Origin of the sequence: Blastococcus sp. TBT05-19 (assembly GCF_003319095.1) — a bacterium.
Lineage (GTDB): Bacteria > Actinomycetota > Actinomycetes > Mycobacteriales > Geodermatophilaceae > Blastococcus.
In genome coordinates, this window is sequence record NZ_QOHI01000005.1 from 394903 (window position 1) to 410863 (window position 15961).

Here is a 15961-nt window from a genome sequence, read left to right on the forward strand (position 1 = left end):
GAGATCAGCCGGGCAGCGTGATCAGGACGACGGCGGCCGCAGCGGCCGCCAGACCGCTGATCTGGGCGGGCACCAGCCGCTCCCGGAGGACGAGCTGCGCGAGGACCACGGTGCTCACCGGGTACAGCGAGGACAGCACGCCGGTGATGGCGAGCGGGTCGCCGGCCTGCGTGGCGAGGAGGAACAGCCCGTTGGCGGCCATGTCACCGACGCCGGAGGCGACGATCAGCGGCAGTGCCGCCCGCGTCGGTCGTACCGACCGGCGCGCGGCGAGGGCGACCAGCAGCACCATGGCCACCGACGCGGTGCGGGCCGCGACCAGCGGCGTGAGCCCGGCGTCGGCCGACGTCCGGTCCAGCAGGACGAAGAAGAGCCCGAAGGCGGCGCCGGCTGCCAGCGCGGGGAGCAGGCCGGCCGGGCGGACCGCGCGCAGCGCCCGCAGCCCGCTCTCGGCCGACACGAGGACGACGGCGACGAGGGCGAGCGCGATCCCGCCGGCCGCCGCCGGGCCGATCCGGTCCCCGCCGAGCAGGCCCACCAGCACGGGCACCGCGGCGGCGGTGACGGCGGTGACCGGCGCGATGACGCTCATGACGCCGCCGGCGAGCGCGCGGAAGAAGACCAGCAGGCCGGTGGAACCGGTGAGCCCGGCCGCCGCCCCCCAGCCGAGGTCGGCGGTGGTCACCGGTCCGCCGACCCAGGGCAGCAGCACCAGCAGGGCGGTCAGGCCGGCGACCTGCGAGAGGGCGACGACGGCGAACACGGTGGCCCGGCGGCTGGCCAGGCCACCCAGGAAGTCCGACGCCCCGTAGACGACGGCCGACGCCAGGGCCAGCACGACCGCCACCCGCACCTCCCGCTGTCGATCAGGTCACCTGATCATCCCGGGTCCTCCCTCGCGGTCGGCGGTGAGGGAGGACCCCTCACGGTGAGGGAGGACGGCGACGACGGCGACCCGCCGCATCCTCGCAGCGGAACCCAGGCGCGGGCCGGGCGGCGGGACGGGCAGAATGGCTCCCCGTGTCTGGCGCCAACGATCCCTACGACCCGAAGCAGGTCGCCGCGCTGTCCCAGGAGGCCCTGGACGACGCGCTCGCCCTCGGCGTCGGGGCCTTCTCGAACGCCGCCGACCTGGAGCAGCTGGCCGCCGTCCGGCCCGAGCACCTCGGTGACCGCGCGCCGCTGCTGCTGGCCCGCCGCGAGCTGGGTGCGCTGCCGCCGGCGGCCCGTTCCGACGCCGGCAAGCGGCTGAACAGCGTGCTCGGCGACCTCAAGAGGTTCTACGCCGAGCGGCTGGAGCAGCTGGAGGCCGAGCGCGACGCCCGGGTCCTGGCCGAGGAGCGGGTCGACGTCACGCTGCCGTGGGACCGCACCCCGCGCGGCGCCCGTCATCCGCTGACGACGCTGACCGACCGGATCGCCGACATCTTCGTGGGCATGGGCTACGAGGTCGCCGACGGCCCGGAGCTCGAGGCCGAGTGGCTGAACTTCGACGCGCTCAACATCGGCCCCGACCACCCGTCGCGGTCGATGATGGACACCTTCTTCGTCGCGCCCGAGGACTCCGGCCTCGTGCTGCGCACGCACACCAGCCCGGTGCAGGCGCGCACGATGCTCGACCGGCAGCCGCCGATCTACGTCGTCGCCCCGGGCCGGGTCTACCGGACCGACGAGCTGGACGCGACGCACCTGCCGGTGTTCCACCAGGTCGAGGGCCTCGCCGTCGACAAGGGACTGACGATGGCCCACCTGCGCGGCACCCTGGACCACCTGGCCCGGCAGCTGTTCGGCGCGGAGGCCCGCACCCGGTGGCGCCCGCACTTCTTCCCGTTCACCGAGCCCTCGGCGGAGTTCGACGTCTGGTTCCCCGAGCACCGCGACGGCCCGCAGTGGGTCGAGTGGGGCGGCTGCGGGATGGTCAACCCGCGGGTGCTGCGCGCCTGCGGCATCGACCCCGACGTCTACTCCGGCTTCGCGTTCGGCATGGGCATCGAGCGGGCGCTGCAGTTCCGCTCCGCGGTGTCGGACATGCACGACATCGCCGAGGCCGACGTCCGTTTCACCTCTGTCTTCGGAGTCGAGCAGTGAAGGTCCCCGTCAGCTGGCTGTCCGAGCTCGTCGACCTCCCGGCGGGCATCTCCGTCGAGGAGCTCGACACCGCCTTCGTGCGGCTGGGCTTCGAGGTGGAGGAGATCGTCCGCCCGCCGGCCACCACCGGTCCGCTCGTCGTCGGCCGCGTCCTGGAGATCGAGGAGCTGACCGGCTTCAAGAAGCCGATCCGCTACACGCAGGTGGACGTCGGCGAGGACGCCCCGAGGGGCATCGTCTGCGGCGCCCGCAACTTCGCCGTCGGCGACCTCGTGGTCGCGGCCCTGCCCGGTGCCGTGCTGCCCGGCGACTTCGCCATCGCCGCGCGGAAGACCTACGACCACGTGTCCGACGGGATGATCTGCTCGGTCCGCGAGCTCGGCATCGGCGAGGACTACGCCGGCATCCTCGTGCTGGGGCAGGACGGCTTCGTGCCGGGCACCCCGGCCGCCGACGTGCTGGGCCTGGACGACGTCGTGTTCGACCTCGACGTGACCCCCGACCGCGGCTACGCCATGTCGATGCGCGGCATCGCCCGCGACCTGGCCGGCGTCCTCGGCGTCCCCTGGCGCGACCCGGCCGACCTGCCCCTACCGGACTGGTCCGGCGCCCCCGCGTGGGACGTGACCGTCGCCGACGCCGATCGGTGCGACCGCTTCTCCATGCTCGCGCTGGAGGACCTCGACCCGGCGGCGCCCAGCCCGTGGGCGCTGCGGCAGCGGCTCGCCCAGTGCGGCGTCCGCAGCATCTCGCTGGCCGTCGACGTCACGAACTACGTGATGCTCGAGCTCGGCCAGCCCATGCACGCCTTCGACCGCGCCACCGTGCGCGGGCCGATCACGGTCCGGAAGGCGACGGCGGGGGAGCGGCTCACCACCCTGGACGGCGCCGACCGCGCGCTGACCGACGACGACCTGCTGATCACCGACGAGTCGGGTCCGATCGGCATGGCCGGTGTCATGGGCGGCGCATCGACCGAGATCGGCGACTCCACCACCGCGGTCTTGCTGGAGGCCGCGCACTGGGAGCAGACCGGCATCTCCCGCGGGGTCCGCCGGCACCGGCTGCCCAGCGAAGCCGGCAAGCGCTTCGAGCGCGGCACCGACCCGGAGGTCACCGTCGTCGCCTTGGCCCGCGCGGCAGCGCTGCTCGTCGAGCACGGCGGCGCCCGCGTCGTCGGCGCGCCGGTCGACGTCGACACCCGGACGCCGCGGCAGCCCGTCGCGCTCGACGCCGACCTCCCCGGCCGGATCGCCGGGGTGGACTACACCCGCGCCCAGGTGATCGACGCGCTGGAGGCGATCGGCGCGACCGTCGAGGGCACGGGGGAGACCCTCCGGGTGTTCCCGCCGACCTGGCGGGGCGACCTGGTGGAGCCGGCCGACCTGGTCGAGGAGGTCGTGCGCTTCCGCGGGTTCGACGAGATCCCCTCGATCCTGCCGACCGCCCCGCCCGGGCGGGGGCTGACCGAGCGGCAGCGCCGCCGGCGCAGCATCGGCCGCGCCCTGGCCGACGCCGGCTACACCGAGGCCCCCGCCTTCCCCTTCATCGGGACGCCGCAGCTCGACGCGCTCGGCCTGCCCGCCGACGACGACCGCCGCCGGGTCAACACCGTGCGCAACCCGCTGTCGGAGGAGGCCCCGGCGCTGCGGACCACGCTGCTGCCCGGCCTGCTCGCCTCCCTGGCGCGCAACCTGGCCCGCGGGCAGCGCGACGTCGCCCTCTTCGAGCACGGGGCGGTCTTCCCCGGGGGCGAGCGCCCGGCCGCGCCGCTGCCGGGCGTCGACCGCCGTCCGGACGACGCCACGCTCGCCGCGCTGCTCGGCGCGGTGCCGGCCCAGCCGTGGCACGTGGCCGTGGCGATCACCGGGCAGCGCGAGCCGCGCGGCTGGTGGGGCCCCGGCCGTGCGGCCGAGTGGGCCGACGCCGTGCAGGCCGCCCGCACCGTGGCGCAGGCCGCCGGTGCCGAGCTGACCGTGCGCGCGGGGGAGCGGGCGCCGTGGCACCCCGGCCGTTGCGCCGAGCTGCTCGTCGACGGCCGGGTCGTCGGGCACGCCGGCGAGCTGCACCCGAAGGTCTGCGAGACCCTGGGCCTGCCGCCGCGCACCTCGGTCATGGAGCTGGACGCCGACGCGTTCCCGGCGCCGGGCGTGCCGCAGGCGCCGCCGATCTCCACCTTCCCGCCGGTGCTCATCGACCTGGCGCTGGTGGTGGCCGACGACGTCCCCGCGGCCCGGGTCGCCGACGCGCTGGCCGACGGCGCGGGGGAGCTGCTGGAGGCGATCCGGCTCTTCGACGTCTACACCGGTGCGCCGGTGCCGGCGGGCTCCCGCTCGCTGGCCTACGCGCTGACGCTGCGGGCGCCGGACCGGACGCTCACCGGCGAGGAGGCGGCCGCGGTGCGCGACGCGGCGCTGGCCGCTGTGACCGCCGCGACCGGGGCGGCGCTGCGTGCCTGAGGGCGTCGCCCTCGTCACCGGGGCGTCCACCGGGATCGGACGGCACCTCGCCGAGGGGCTGGCCGCCCGTGGCATGGCGGTGGCCGGTCTCGCCCGAGACGGCGACCGGCTGCGGACGGCGATGGACGGGGTCGCGGCGGCCACCGGCGCCCGCACCCTCGCCGTGGCCGCGGACGTCACCGACCGGGCGTCGGTCGAAGCTGCTGTCGCCGAGGTGGTCGAGAAGCTCGGCCAGATCGACCTGCTGGTCAACAACGCCGGGCTGATCGACGAGTACGAGGTGCCGATCTGGGAGGCCGACGCCGACCAGTGGTGGGACGTCGTCTCCAGCCACATCCGGGGCGCGCAGCTGACCATCCGCAACGTCGTGCCGTGGATGGTGCTGCGCAACCGCGGCCGGGTGGTGAACCTGGCCAGCGGGATGAGCACCCGGGCCGAGCCGGACTACTCCGCCTACTCGGTCGCGAAGACCGGTCTCATGCGGCTGACCGAGGCGCTGGTGGCGGGGCTCGAGGGCTCCGACGTCCGCGCGTTCGACGTCGCGCCCGGCGTCGTCGACACCCCGATGACCCGCTCCATGCACAAGTGGGAGGGCTTCACGGACTGGACGCCGCCGGAGGCCGTGGTCGAGATCGTCGCGGCCATCGCCGCCGGTGAGCTCGACCAGTGGTCGGGCCGCTTCGTGCGGGCGGGCAAGGACGACCTCGACGTGCTCCGGTCGACCACGCCCGAGGACGCCGCCCGGCAGCTCCGCCTGCGCCCCTACGGCGACGCGGACCCACTGGGCTGAGCGGCACGCCGTGACCGATCCGTTCGCATCGCTCGCGAGCGAGCACGGGCTGGAGGACCGCTCGGGCACGTCGCCCGACGGCCTGCCCGAGCGGTACCTGTACTCGCCGGATCTGGTGTTCCGCTACGCCTTCGGGCGCTGGTGGGGGGAGGAGGACCTCGCGTCCACGGTCGTCTGGGTGCTGCTGAACCCCGCGACGGGTGACACCGAGAAGCGACGCCGTCCGACGCTGGACCGGTGCATCGGCCGGTCCCGGGAGTTGGGCGCCACCGGCCTGCTGATCGTGAACCTGTTCGCCTTCCGGCACACCGATCCGAGGTCGATCCGCATGGCGGCCGATCCGGTCGGCCCGGCGGGGGACGACGCCCTGCGCATCCTGACCGGCGCCGGTGCCTCGACCGTCGCCGCGTGGGGCAGCCACGGCTCCTGGCGCGGCCGGTCTGTTCAGGTGGCGCCGCTCCTCTTGGAGCCGATGTGCCTGGGCACCACCGCCGGCGGGGAACCGCGCCACCCGCTGTACGTGCGGGCGGACGCCCCGCTGGTCCCGTGGCGGTCACCGGCCTGTTGAGTCAGGCGACGGTCGCGAAGAGCGGGGTGGCGCCGGCGATGTCGACCAGCCGGCGCACCGGGTTCGACGGGCGGCGGAGCTCGGGGATCCGGCCCGCCCGGCGGGCCGCCTCGGTCTCCCGGACCACGAGCCGCAGACCGCGGCAGTCGAGGAAGGTGGCGGCGGACGCGTCGACGGCGACCGCCCCGCCGTGCCGCTGCCCGGAGGCGTCCCACCGCGCGACCACCGCGGAGTCGACCTCACCGCGCAGCCGCAGCACGGGGCCGGCCTCCTCGTCGACGAGGTCGATGGCGCCGAACGGCTCGGTGATCTGCACAGCGGGCTCCTCCCGTCCGGCGTGCGTCGCCGGACAGCGCTGACAGTGCCCGGAGGTGCTGACAGTTTCGCGTCCGGTCGCTGCCAGACGGCTGGGAAACCCGGTATGAACGTTCATGCACGTCCGTGTATGGTCATGCATCGTGGACGCGCAGACGTGGACGGTCGGGGTCACCGGCGCCACCGGGTACGCGGGAGGTGAGGTGTGCCGGCTCCTGGCCGGGCACCCGAATCTCCGGCTGGCCGGGGTGCATGCCAACTCGAGCGCCGGCCGACGCCTGGGCGAGCTGCAGCCCCACCTCCTGCCCTTCGCCGAGATGACCGTCCAGCCCAGCGACGCGGCGAGCCTGGCCGGCTACGACGTCGTCGTCCTGGCCCTGCCGCACGGTGAGTCCGCGGCGATCGCCGACCAGCTGCCCGCCGAGACGCTGGTCATCGACTGCGGCGCCGACCACCGGCTGGGCGACCCCGCCGCCTGGGCCCGCTGGTACGGCGGCGTGCACGCCGGCACCTGGCCGTACGGGCTCCCGGAGCTGCCCGGCCAGCGGGAGAAGCTCGCCGGTGCCACGCGCATCGCCGTCCCCGGCTGCTACCCGACCTCGGTCACCCTCGCGATGGCCCCGGCCCTGGCCGCCGGGCTGATCGAGCCCGACGTCGTCGTGGTCGCCGCCAGCGGCACCTCCGGCGCGGGCAAGTCGCCGAAGCCGCACCTGCTCGGCAGCGAGGTCATGGGCGCGGCCAGCGCCTACGGCGTCGGGGGAGTGCACCGGCACACCCCCGAGATGATCCAGGGGCTCTCGCAGGTCGCCGGGCACGACGTCGGCGTCAGCTTCACCCCGACGCTCGTGCCGATGAGCCGGGGCATCCTCGCCACCTGCTCGGCGAGGCTCTTGCCCGGCATCGACGCCGAGGCCGCCCGCGCCGCCTACGCCACGGCCTACGGCGACGAACCGTTCGTGCACCTGCTGCCCGAGGGCCAGTGGCCCACCACGGCCCAGGTGCTGGGCGCCAACACCGTCGCGCTGCAGATCGCCGTCGACGCCGACGCGAACCGGCTGGTCGTCGTGGCCGCCGTCGACAACCTCACCAAGGGCACCGGGGGAGCGGCGGTCCAGTGCGCCAACGTCGCCCTGGGCCTGCCCGAGACCACCGGCCTCCCGCTCGTAGGAGTAGCACCATGAGCACGACCGCCCCGAAGGGCTTCTCCGCGGCCGGTGTCGCCGCGGGGCTCAAGTCCTCCGGCGACCCCGACGTCGCCGTCGTCCTGAACACCGGACCGGAGGACGCCGCGGCCGCCGTCTTCACCACGAACCGGTTCCCGGCCGCCCCCGTGCAGTGGAGCCGTCAGGTGCTCGCCGGGCAGCGGGCGCGCGCCGTCGTCCTCAACTCCGGCGGGGCCAACGCCTGCACCGGGCCCGAGGGCTTCCAGGACACGCACGCCACCGCCGAGCACGCGGCGGCCGCGCTGGAGATCGGCGCGATCGACGTCGCCGTCGCGAGCACCGGCCTGATCGGCGTGCGGCTGCCCATGGACAAGCTGACCGCCGGCGTCACGGAGGCGGTCGCCGCGCTCAGCGAGGACGGCGGCCCCGACGCCGCCCGCGCGATCATGACCACCGACAGCGTGCCGAAGACGACGACGCAGCAGCGGGACGGCTGGACCGTCGGGGGCATGGCCAAGGGCGCGGGCATGCTCGCCCCCAGCCTGGCCACGATGCTCGTCGTCGTCACCACCGACGCCACGGCCGACCCGGACGTGCTGCAGCGCGCGCTGAAGGCGGCCACCGCGGTCAGCTTCGAGCGGGTCGACTCCGACGGGTGCCTGTCGACCAACGACACGGTGCTCGTGATGGCCAACGGCGCCGCCGGCGTGACGCCCACCGAGGAGGAGCTCACCGAGGCCCTCACCGCCGCGTGCACCGACCTGGCCATGCAGCTGCTGGCCGACGCGGAGGGCTCGACCAAGGACATCGCGATCACGGTCCGCAACGCGGCCAGCGTCGAGGACGCGCTCACCGCCGGCCGGGCCTGCGCCCGCAACAACCTGCTGAAGACGGCGCTGTTCGGCAACGACCCCAACTGGGGCCGGGTGCTCGCCGCCATCGGCACCACCGACGCCGCCTTCGAGGCCGACCAGGTCGACGTGACGATCAACGGCGTCACCGTCTGCCGGAACGGCTCGATCGGCGACCCCCGCGAGGGCGTCGACCTCACCGGCCGCGAGATCACCATCGACGTCGACCTCCGGGCCGGCGCCGAGCAGGCCACCGTCTGGACCAACGACCTGTCCATCGCCTACGTGCACGAGAACTCGGCCTACTCGACATGAGCACCGCACCCCAGGACCCGACCCCGCCGAACGTCCGGGTCGACGAGCCCGCCCCGCCGCCGAGGCTGCCGCGCACCGTCGGCACGCACCGGGTCATGCGCACGCACGACCCCGAGGGCGACGCCGCCAAGGTCGCCGTCCTCACCGGTGCGCTGCCGTGGCTCAAGGAGTTCCACGGCAACGTCGTCGTCATCAAGTACGGCGGCCACGCCATGGTCGACGACGCCTGCCGCCGGGCCTTCGCCGAGGACATGGTGTTCCTGCGGACCTGCGGCATCCTCCCGGTCGTCGTGCACGGCGGCGGGCCGCAGATCAGCGCCATGCTGACCAAGCTCGGCATCGCCAGCGAGTTCCGGGGCGGCCTGCGGGTCACCACCCCCGAGACCATCGACGTCGTCCGGATGGTGCTCACCGGCCAGGTCGGTCCCGACATCGTCGGCCTGATCAACCAGCACGGCCCGATGGCCGTGCACCTCTCCGGTGAGGACGGCGGGCTGTTCACCGCCGCCCGCACGCAGGCGGTCGTGGACGGCGAGCCGGTCGACGTCGGCCTGGTCGGCGACGTCGTCGCGGTCGACACCACCCCGGTCACGGCGCTGCTCGAGGCCGGGCACATCCCGGTGGTCGCCAGCGTCGCGCCGGACGCCGACGGCGTCGTGCACAACGTCAACGCCGACACCGCCGCGGCGGCCCTGGCGGCGGCGCTCGGCGCGGTGAAGATGGTCGTCCTCACCGACGTCGAGGGCCTCTACGCCAGCTGGCCCGACCGCGACTCCCTCGTCCAGCAGATCGACGCCACCGAGCTGGCCACGATCCTGCCCACCCTGGACGCCGGGATGATCCCGAAGATGGCCGCCTGCCTGCGGGCGGTCGAGGGCGGCGTGAAGCGGGCGACCGTCGTCGACGGCCGCACCCCGCACGCGCTGCTGCTGGAGACGTTCACCACCGAGGGCACCGGGACGATGGTCGTCCCGGCGAAGGACCAGAAGGAGGGCACAGCACGATGACGCACACAGAGGAGCTGGCCCGCCGCTGGTCGGCGGTGATGATGAACAACTACAAGGCGCCGCCGGTCGCGCTCGCCTCCGGCACCGGGGCGACGGTCACCGACGTCGACGGCCGCGAGTACACCGACCTGCTCGGTGGCATCGCGACGACGATCCTCGGCCACGCCCACCCCAAGGTCGTCGAGGCCATCACCACCCAGGCCGGGAAGCTCGGGCACGTCTCCAACCTGGCCATGCACGAGCTGGGGGTGCTGCTCGCGGAGCGGCTGCTGGAGCTGGCCGGCCGTCCCGGGCGGGTCTTCTTCTGCAACTCCGGTGCCGAGGCCAACGAGGCGGCGTTCAAGGTCAGCCGGCTCACCGGCCGCCCCCAGGTCATCACCGCCGAGGGGGCCTTCCACGGCCGCACCATGGGCGCGCTGGCCCTGACCGGCCAGCCGTCCAAGGCCGCCGCCTTCGCGCCGCTGCCCGGAGGCGTCTCCTACGTGCCCTACGGCGACGCCGACGCGCTGACCGGCGCCGTCTCCGAGCAGACCGCGATGGTGCTGCTCGAGCCGATGCTGGGGGAAGGCGGCGTGCTGCCCGCCCCCGCCGGCTACCTGGCGTCGGCCGCCCGCACCGCGTCGGACGCCGGCGCGCTCTTCGCCCTCGACGAGGTGCAGACCGGCATCGGCCGCACCGGGCACTGGTTCGCGCACCAGGCCGAGGGCCTGCACCCCGACGTCATCACCCTGGCCAAGGCCCTCGGCGGCGGCCTGCCGATCGGCGCGATGCTCGCCTTCGGCGAGGCGGCGGACCTGCTCACGGCGGGGTCCCACGGCTCCACCTTCGGCGGCAACCCGATCGCCGCCGCGGCCGCTCTCGCCGTCCTCGACGTCATCCGCGACGAGGGCCTGCTCGAGCGCGCCAAGGAGATCGAGCACCGGTTCACCACCGGCATCGAGGCGCTCGGCCACGCCGGCATCAGCGGCGTCCGGGGGCGGGGCGCGCTGCTCGGCGTCGTCCTCACCGCCGACGTCGCAGTGCAGGTGGAGGCGAACCTCCGCGAGGCCGGCTTCCTCGTCAACGCCGTGGCTCCGGGCGTCATCCGGCTCGCCCCGCCCCTCGTCCTCACCGACGCCCAGGTCGACGCGTTCGTCGCGGCGCTCCCTGCGGCCCTCGACCCCGCGATGACGACGGGGGAGCGAGCATCGCAGGGAGCGCCAGCGACCGAGGAGCGGAACGAGCCCGGAGTCGAGCCATCCAACACCGCACTGGAGACCCAGCAGTGACCCGGCACTTCCTCAAGGACGACGACCTCACCCCGGCCGAGCAGGCCGAGGTGCTCGCCCTGGCGGCGGCGCTCAAGGCGGGCCGCGGGAGCGCCGAGGCGCCCACCCCGCTGCGCGCGGCGAACGGCACCCCGCGCCCGGTCGCCGTGCTCTTCGACAAGCCCTCGACCCGCACCCGGGTGTCGTTCTCCGTGGGGGTCACCGAGCTCGGCGGCTACCCGCTGGTCGTCGACGCCGGCAGCAGCCAGCTGGGCCGCGGCGAGTCGGTGGAGGACACCGCCCGGGTGCTCGACCGCCAGGTCGCTGCCATCGTGTGGCGCACCTTCGGCCAGGAGCGGATCGACGCGATGGCCCGGGTCAGCCGGGTGCCGGTGGTCAACGCCCTGACCGACGAGTACCACCCCTGCCAGATCCTGGCCGACCTCCAGACGATCATCGAGCACAAGGGTTCGCTGGCCGGCCGGTCCATGACCTACCTCGGCGACGGCGCCAACAACATGGCGCACTCCTACCTGCTCGGCGGCGCGACGGCCGGGATGCACGTGCGGATCGGCTCGCCGGAGACCTTCCAGCCCGATCCGCAGGTGCTGAAGCGGGCCGAGGAGATCGCCCGGGAGACCGGCGGCTCGGTCGGCTGGACCGCCGACGCCGAGGCCGCGGCCGACGGCGCCGACGTGCTCGTCACCGACACCTGGGTCTCCATGGGGCAGGAGGGCGAGTACGACACCCGCATCGCACCCTTCCTGCCCTACGCGGTGGACGAGGCGGCACTCGAGCGGGCCGCCGACGACGCCGTCGTCCTGCACTGCCTGCCCGCGTACCGGGGCAAGGAGATCGCCGCCGACGTCATCGACGGTCCGCAGAGCGCGGTCTGGGACGAGGCGGAGAACCGGCTGCACGCCCAGAAGGCGCTGCTCCTCTGGTTGCTGGAGCGGTCGTGACCTCCGCCGTCGGACGGTCCGCCCGCCAGGCCCGCATCCGCGGCCTGATCGAGGCGCAGCCGGTCAGCTCCCAGACCCAGCTCGCCGCCCTCCTGGCCGAGTCGGGCATCGAGGTCACCCAGGCCACGCTGTCCCGCGACCTGGAGGAGCTCGGCGCGGTGAAGCTGCGCGGCTCCGACGGCGCCCCGGCGTCCTACGTCGTCCCACCGGAGAACGCCCCGCTGAGACCGGCCCAGGCCGCCCCGGCGCGGCTGACCCGGCTGCTGGCCGACCTGCTCACGAGCGCGGAGGGCAGCGCCAACCTCGCCGTGCTGCGCACCCCGCCCGGTGCGGCGCAGTTCCTGGCGTCCGCCCTGGACAAGGTGGGCCTCCCCGATGTGCTGGGCACGATCGCGGGGGACGACACTCTGCTGGTCGTCTCCCGGGCCCCCGACGGCGGGCCCGCCCTGGCCGACCGGCTGCGGGCGCTCGCGCAGCGCACGCCGGCCGTCTACCCCGAACTGAGCGCCGACCTGGAAGAGGAACCCGGCACGTGAGCACCGCACCTGGATCGCAGACCCGGCTCTGGGGCGGACGGTTCGGTGGCGGCCCGTCGCCGGCGATGGCGGCGCTGAGCAAGTCCACGCACTTCGACTGGCAGCTCGCGCCCTTCGACCTGGCCGGCTCCCGGGCCCACGCCCGGGTGCTGCACCGCGCCGGCCTGCTCGCCGACGACGAGCTCGAGCAGATGCTCGGTGCCCTCCGCGCGCTCTCCACCGAGGTCGCCGACGGCACCTTCACCGCGATCGACTCCGACGAGGACGTGCACGAGGCCCTCGAGCGCGGCCTGACCGAGAAGCTCGGCGCGCTCGGCGGCAAGCTGCGCGCCGGCCGCAGCCGCAACGACCAGATCGCCACCGACCTGCGGCTCTACCTGCGCCACCACGTGCGCACGCTGGTGGGCGAGCTGTCCTCGCTGGAGTTCGCGCTGCTGGGCCTGGCCGAGCGCTACCAGGACGTCGCCGCGCCGGGCATGACCCACCTCCAGCACGCCCAGCCGGTGCTCATCGCCCACCAGCTCCTGGCGCACGCGCACTCGATCGCCCGCGACGTCGACCGGCTCCGTGACTGGGACCGCCGCGCGGCGGTGAGCCCCTACGGCTCGGGCGCGCTGGCTGGCTCCTCGCTGCCGCTGGACCCCGACGCCGTCGCCGCCGAGCTCGGCTTCGACCGGGCGTCGGAGAACTCGATCGACGGCGTCAGCGACCGCGACTTCGCCGCCGAGTTCTGCTTCGCCGCCGCGCTGCTCGGCGTGCACCTCTCCCGGCTGGGGGAGGAGGTCGTGCTCTGGACGTCGACCGAGTTCGGCTGGGCCCGCCTCGACGACGCCTGGGCCACCGGGTCGTCGATCATGCCGCAGAAGAAGAACCCCGACATCGCCGAGCTGGCCCGCGGCAAGTCCGGCCGGTTCGTCGGCAACCTCACCGGCATCCTCACGATGCTCAAGGGCCTTCCGCTGGCCTACGACCGCGACCTGCAGGAGGACAAGGAGCCGGTCTTCGACTCCATGGAGCAGCTGCTCCTCCTGCTGCCCGCGGTCACCGGGATGATGGCGACCCTGACGCTGCGCCCGGAGGTGCTCGAGGCCGCCGCCCCCCAGGGCTTCGCGCTGGCCACCGACGTCGCCGAGTGGCTGGTCCGCCAGGGCGTGCCGTTCCGGTCCGCGCACGAGATCAGCGGGGCGATGGTCGCCTACTGCGAGGAGGCCGGGCTCGAGCTCGACCAGCTCGACGACGACCAGCTCGCCGGCATCGACGAGCGCCTGACGCCCGACGTGCGGTCGGTGCTGTCGGTCAGCGGCGCGCTCGCGGCCCGCAGCACCCGCGGGGGGACGGCGCCGGTGCGCGTGGCCGAGCAGATGACCGGGCTCAAGGCGCTGGCGACCGAGCATGCCGAGTGGGCGTCGTCGTCGCCGGTGGCGCCGGCCCTCTGAGCATGTCGTCGTCCCCCCGGCCCGAGCCGGGTCCTCTCGTGCGCGAGGAGGACCTGCTCGGGCCGGTCGACGTCGTGGCGCGGTCGCTGCTCGGCTGCTGGGTGGTGACCGACCGCCCGGAGGGCACCGTGGCGCTGCGGCTCACGGAGGTGGAGGCGTACTCGGGGTCGGGGGTGGACCCGGCCGCCCACTCGCACCGTGGTCCCACGCCGCGGGCGGCGATCATGTTCGGCCCTCCGGGGCGGCTCTACGTCTACTTCTCCTACGGCGTGCACTGGTGCGCCAACGTCGTGGTGGGTCCCGAGGGCGACGGCGAGGCGGTGCTGATGCGCGCCGGAGAGGTGGTGGTGGGGGAGGAGCTGGCCCGCTCCCGCCGTCCGGCCGCCCGTTCGCCCCGGGACCTGGCCGGTGGTCCGGCCCGCCTGACCCAGGCGCTGGGCATCGGGCGCGACGACCTGGACACCGACCTGCTCGACGCCGGCTCCTCCGTGCGCCTGCACCGGGGGACGGCGCCGTCGACCGTCTCGGCCGGCCCGCGCGTGGGCATCAGCGTGGCGACCGAGCTGCCGTGGCGGTTCTGGGAGACCGACGCGCCGTCGGTGAGCGCCTTCCGGGCGGGTGGCAGGCCGCGCCCCGGGCGGGCCGGGCAGGATGGTTCCCCGTGACCGACGTGATCGACGAACTGCACCGCCGCGGGCTGATCGCCCAGAGCACGGACGAGGCCGCCCTCCGGGAGCACCTCGCCGCCGGCCCGGTCACCTACTACTGCGGGTTCGACCCCACCGCGGCCAGCCTGCACGTCGGCCACCTGCTGCAGTTCATGGTGCTCCGCGCGCTGCAGCGGGCCGGGCACCAGCCGATCGTCCTGGTCGGCGGGGCCACCGGCCTGATCGGTGACCCCCGGCCGACGTCGGAGCGGGTGCTGAACGACCCGTCGGTCGTCGCGGACTGGGTGGAGCGGATCCGGGAGCGGGTCGCCCCGTTCCTCGACCTGCCCGCGCAGGAGCAGGGCCTGCGGCCGCCGATCTACGTGAACAACCTGGACTGGACGGCGCCGCTCTCGGCGATCGACTTCCTCCGGGACATCGGCAAGCACTTCCGCGTCGGCAAGATGCTGGCCAAGGAAGCGGTGTCGGCCCGGCTGAACAGCGAGGCCGGGATCAGCTACACCGAGTTCAGCTACCAGATCCTGCAGGCCAACGACTTCCGCGAGCTCTTCCTGCGGCACGGCTGCACGCTCCAGAGCGGCGGCTCGGACCAATGGGGCAACATCACCGCCGGCGTCGACCTGGTGCGGCGGACCAACAGCGCCTCGACGCACGCCCTGGCGACCCCGCTGATCACTACCGCCGACGGGAAGAAGATCGGCAAGACCGAGGGGGCGACGGTCTGGCTCGACCCGGACCTCACGTCGCCGTACGCCTTCTTCCAGTACTGGCTGAACATCGACGACGTCGACGCCCGCACCTGGCTCCCGCTGTTCTCCGAGCGGCCGGCCGAGGAGATCGCCGGGTTGATCGCCGAGTCGGAGGAACGCCCTGCCGCGCGAGCCGTCCAGCGCGCGCTCGCCGAGGAGCTGACCCGGTTGGTGCACGGTTCCGACCAGCTCCGCCAGGCCGAGGCCGCCGGACGGGCCCTCTTCGGGCGGGAGGACCTGGCATCCCTGGACGCCGGGACGCTGACGGCCGCGCTGCAGGAGGCCGGCAGCACCACCGTCGACGGCGAGCTGCCGACGATCGCCCAACTGCTCCAGCAGACAGGCCTGGTGAGCTCGCTGTCCGAGGCCCGACGCACCGTCAAGGAGGGCGGCGCGTACCTGAACAACGAGCGCGTCACCGACGGCGACGCGGTGCCGGGGGAGGACGCCTGGCTTCCCGGCGGGTGGCTCGTCCTGCGCCGTGGACGGCGCGCGATCGCGGGCGTCCGCAAGGGCGGCTGAGCCGCCCGAGGCGGGTCCGGCGGGGGGTGTCCGGCGTCACCGACCCCCGGGTTTGACCCCGCCGGGAGGGCCGTGTAACTTTCTCTCTGCGCCGCGCGGCCCGGGAGGGCCGCCGGACCGGACACCGCCCTTGAGGGCCTCCGGAAACCGGCGTAGAATTGGACATCCAGCCAGTGACGGAGCCCGGAAGGGTCGAGTTGTTGCGCGTCCGCTCCTTGAGAACTCAACAGCGTGCCGAAAGTCAGTGCCAAGTAATACCCCGTGCCGCGGCTCGTGCAGTCGTGG

General features: G+C 74.5%; 15 protein-coding genes. 13 read left to right on the forward strand and 2 right to left on the reverse strand.

Annotated features, from left to right (window positions below; translation table 11 throughout):
• Positions 1–4: 4 nt before the first annotated feature.
• Positions 5–847, reverse strand: a complete 843-nt coding sequence (locus tag DQ244_RS15560) for an EamA family transporter (protein WP_113812375.1) — start codon at positions 845–847, stop codon at positions 5–7.
• Positions 848–1020: 173 nt separating this feature from the next.
• Here DQ244_RS15560 and pheS point away from each other — a divergent pair, with 173 nt between their 5' ends.
• Genes pheS through DQ244_RS15580 form a run of 4 tightly spaced genes read left to right on the forward strand, consistent with a single transcriptional unit; the run spans position 1021 to position 5905 of the window.
• Positions 1021–2088 (forward strand): phenylalanine--tRNA ligase subunit alpha, encoded by a 1068-nt coding sequence (pheS, locus tag DQ244_RS15565; protein ID WP_113812376.1) that lies wholly within the window; start codon positions 1021–1023, stop codon positions 2086–2088.
• Positions 2085–4547, forward strand: coding sequence for a phenylalanine--tRNA ligase subunit beta (gene pheT / locus DQ244_RS15570; protein ID WP_113812377.1), 2463 nt, complete (start codon positions 2085–2087; stop codon positions 4545–4547). The genes pheS and pheT overlap by 4 nt, the downstream gene beginning before the upstream one ends.
• On the forward strand, positions 4540–5337 hold the full coding sequence (locus tag DQ244_RS15575) for an SDR family oxidoreductase (protein WP_113812378.1): 798 nt from the start codon (positions 4540–4542) through the stop codon (positions 5335–5337). Before pheT ends, DQ244_RS15575 begins: the two co-directional genes overlap by 8 nt.
• Before the next feature lie 10 nt (positions 5338–5347).
• Positions 5348–5905 (forward strand): DUF1643 domain-containing protein, encoded by a 558-nt coding sequence (locus tag DQ244_RS15580; RefSeq protein ID WP_113812379.1) that lies wholly within the window; start codon positions 5348–5350, stop codon positions 5903–5905.
• 1 nt (position 5906) lies between these two features.
• Here the strand turns inward: DQ244_RS15580 and DQ244_RS15585 are convergent, their stop codons facing one another.
• Positions 5907–6221: an STAS domain-containing protein gene (locus DQ244_RS15585; protein WP_158544574.1), complete on the reverse strand. Its 315-nt coding sequence runs from the start codon at positions 6219–6221 to the stop codon at positions 5907–5909.
• A gap of 142 nt (positions 6222–6363) precedes the next feature.
• Between DQ244_RS15585 and argC the strand changes: the two genes are divergently transcribed.
• From argC to tyrS, 9 genes are read left to right on the forward strand one after another with little or no spacing between them, the layout of a single operon-like run.
• Positions 6364–7401 (forward strand): N-acetyl-gamma-glutamyl-phosphate reductase, encoded by a 1038-nt coding sequence (gene argC, locus DQ244_RS15590; protein ID WP_233491592.1) that lies wholly within the window; start codon positions 6364–6366, stop codon positions 7399–7401.
• Positions 7398–8549: a bifunctional glutamate N-acetyltransferase/amino-acid acetyltransferase ArgJ gene (gene argJ / locus DQ244_RS15595; RefSeq protein WP_113812381.1), complete on the forward strand. Its 1152-nt coding sequence runs from the start codon at positions 7398–7400 to the stop codon at positions 8547–8549. Before argC ends, argJ begins: the two co-directional genes overlap by 4 nt.
• The gene (gene argB / locus DQ244_RS15600; RefSeq protein ID WP_113812382.1) at positions 8546–9556 is read left to right on the forward strand and encodes an acetylglutamate kinase; all 1011 of its coding nucleotides are present in this window, start codon (positions 8546–8548) and stop codon (positions 9554–9556) included. The genes argJ and argB overlap by 4 nt, the downstream gene beginning before the upstream one ends.
• On the forward strand, positions 9553–10824 hold the full coding sequence (locus DQ244_RS15605) for an acetylornithine transaminase (protein WP_113812383.1): 1272 nt from the start codon (positions 9553–9555) through the stop codon (positions 10822–10824). The genes argB and DQ244_RS15605 overlap by 4 nt, the downstream gene beginning before the upstream one ends.
• Complete coding sequence (gene argF, locus DQ244_RS15610) at positions 10821–11765, forward strand: ornithine carbamoyltransferase (protein WP_113812384.1); 945 nt, start codon at positions 10821–10823, stop codon at positions 11763–11765. The genes DQ244_RS15605 and argF overlap by 4 nt, the downstream gene beginning before the upstream one ends.
• Complete coding sequence (locus DQ244_RS15615) at positions 11762–12301, forward strand: arginine repressor (RefSeq protein ID WP_113812385.1); 540 nt, start codon at positions 11762–11764, stop codon at positions 12299–12301. The genes argF and DQ244_RS15615 overlap by 4 nt, the downstream gene beginning before the upstream one ends.
• A complete protein-coding gene (argH, locus tag DQ244_RS15620; RefSeq protein ID WP_113812386.1) occupies positions 12298–13737 on the forward strand; it encodes an argininosuccinate lyase in 1440 nt (479 codons plus the stop codon). Before DQ244_RS15615 ends, argH begins: the two co-directional genes overlap by 4 nt.
• Before the next feature lie 38 nt (positions 13738–13775).
• Positions 13776–14402: a DNA-3-methyladenine glycosylase gene (locus DQ244_RS15625; RefSeq protein ID WP_233491593.1), complete on the forward strand. Its 627-nt coding sequence runs from the start codon at positions 13776–13778 to the stop codon at positions 14400–14402.
• Positions 14399–15676: a tyrosine--tRNA ligase gene (gene tyrS, locus DQ244_RS15630; RefSeq protein WP_113812387.1), complete on the forward strand. Its 1278-nt coding sequence runs from the start codon at positions 14399–14401 to the stop codon at positions 15674–15676. Before DQ244_RS15625 ends, tyrS begins: the two co-directional genes overlap by 4 nt.
• The last annotated feature ends 285 nt before the right edge of the window (positions 15677–15961 follow it).